The following is a 1,644-nucleotide window of genomic DNA, read 5'->3' as shown; positions in this document are numbered from 1 at the left end:
GCGCACGCCTCACCTGGCCAACTGCCATCGTGCGGCTGCGCTGCATCGACATCAGCTCTTCGCGCTCGGTTTCACTCAAATTCATTTTGCCCATGCACTATTAGATCAGTGCAATTTCATTGGTTCAATGGACTAGTTCAGTGAGATCGTTGCGGTTGACACCGGTCATAATCACCGCGAGGGGGATGGCCTGCGCTTCGGTGATGAGATATCGCTTTGGTCCGGGTCTGCGCGCGGTCTTTCGGTGCGGTTTTTTACCTGAGCCGGCAGCGCAGATTGAAGAGGAATCGACGATGACGCGAGGCCAGTCGATTTGGTCGGCTTCGCGCAATCGCACCGACAGCACCTTTTGCAACTAATCCAGGACGCCAGCGGCTTGCTAGTCATGTACGCGCCGCCAGCACGTCACGCCGCTGCCGCGACCGCCTCGCGAGGTACGAACTGAAGCTGTCCAACGGCTACCGGGTTCGTCGTGCTGCCGCACTGAAAGCGTCCCCGGCATGATAGGTCCCATAAACCTTGACGTGAAGCAGCCAAGAGAGCGTAGTGCGGAAAACCGCAAGCCGCGTTCGACGTGGCGGGAGCTGGAAACGTGACTATGCCAGCCGGACTGAGGACCACCGCGAAAGCGGTGAAGAGACCACCGGAGCCTACCGTGCGCGCCAGTTCTCGACTCTACCGGGGAGGAGAGGCAGGAAGATAGCTCGACTACGCCCTGTCTCTTACTCCACTATCAAGCTGGCAGGGCTTCGTCTAGGTCGCGATCATCATCGACGTGTTCGCCCAACGCATTGTCGGCTGGCGTGTGTCGAGTTCGGCGCGCACGAACTTCGTTCTGGACGCACTGGAGCCCCTTGTACGAGCGACAGCCAGCGCAGCAGGACGGGCTGATCCATCAGAGCGACCGCGGCCCAATACGTATCAATCCGCTATACAGATCGTCTGGTCGAGGCTGGCATCGAGCCATCAGTGGGCAGTGTGGGCGACTCCTACGAAAATGCACTGGCCGAAACGATCAACGGACTGTACAAGGCAGAGGTGATCCATCGCCTCGGACCTTGGCGCAATCTGCAGGCCGTTGAAATGGCGACGCTCGAATCGGGTGGACTGCAATCGTCGGCTCTTCGGCCCCATCGGCAACATTCCACCTGCCGAGGCAGAAGCCGCTTATTATGCAAATCTCGCTGGGTCATCTGCCGCCGTGGCATGACTCAAGCAAAATAGTCTCCGGGAAACCCGGGTCGGTTCAATCGTGGCAATACTCGCGCCTTCCCTTGAGCATCTCCTCACCGTGAGATATGCACGCAAGACACTGCTTCGACACCACGATCACATTTGGATGCTCGGTGGCGAAATGATCCGACGACGCCATGAAGATCGCGATCTCCTTACCCTCCCGGTGTGTCGACGGCCATCGTGCGGCTGCGCTGCATCGACATCAGTTCTTCGCGCTCGGTTTCACTCAGATTCATCTTGCCCATGCACTATTCGCATCGGTGCAATTTCAATGGTTCAGTGGACTGATATGACTTCACGTGTCAATGGGAAGTTGGTTTTCAGCCTCTCGAGTACGTGTCATGTGAATTTCCTGAGGGCGACGTAGCAGTAAATCTCGACGGTGGGTCACACTGATATTCGCGGGTT

General features: G+C 57.7%; 2 pseudogenes. One reads left to right on the top strand and one right to left on the bottom strand.

The features are described from left to right. Positions 1–133 precede the first annotated feature (133 nt). A pseudogene (locus VSR34_RS37875) lies at positions 134–424 on the bottom strand (IS5/IS1182 family transposase); the annotation flags it as partial. Between the two features lie 300 nt (positions 425–724). Between VSR34_RS37875 and VSR34_RS37870 the strand changes: the two are divergent. Further along, positions 725–1,210, top strand: a pseudogene (locus tag VSR34_RS37870) (DDE-type integrase/transposase/recombinase); the annotation flags it as partial. Between the last annotated feature and the right edge of the window lie 434 nt (positions 1,211–1,644).

Source organism: Paraburkholderia sp. JHI2823 (assembly GCF_038900695.1).
In the GTDB taxonomy this organism is placed as follows: Bacteria; Pseudomonadota; Gammaproteobacteria; order Burkholderiales; family Burkholderiaceae; genus Paraburkholderia; species Paraburkholderia mimosarum.
The sequence above is the reverse complement of the archived record's forward strand: the minus strand, read 5'-3'. Positions and strand labels throughout refer to the sequence as shown.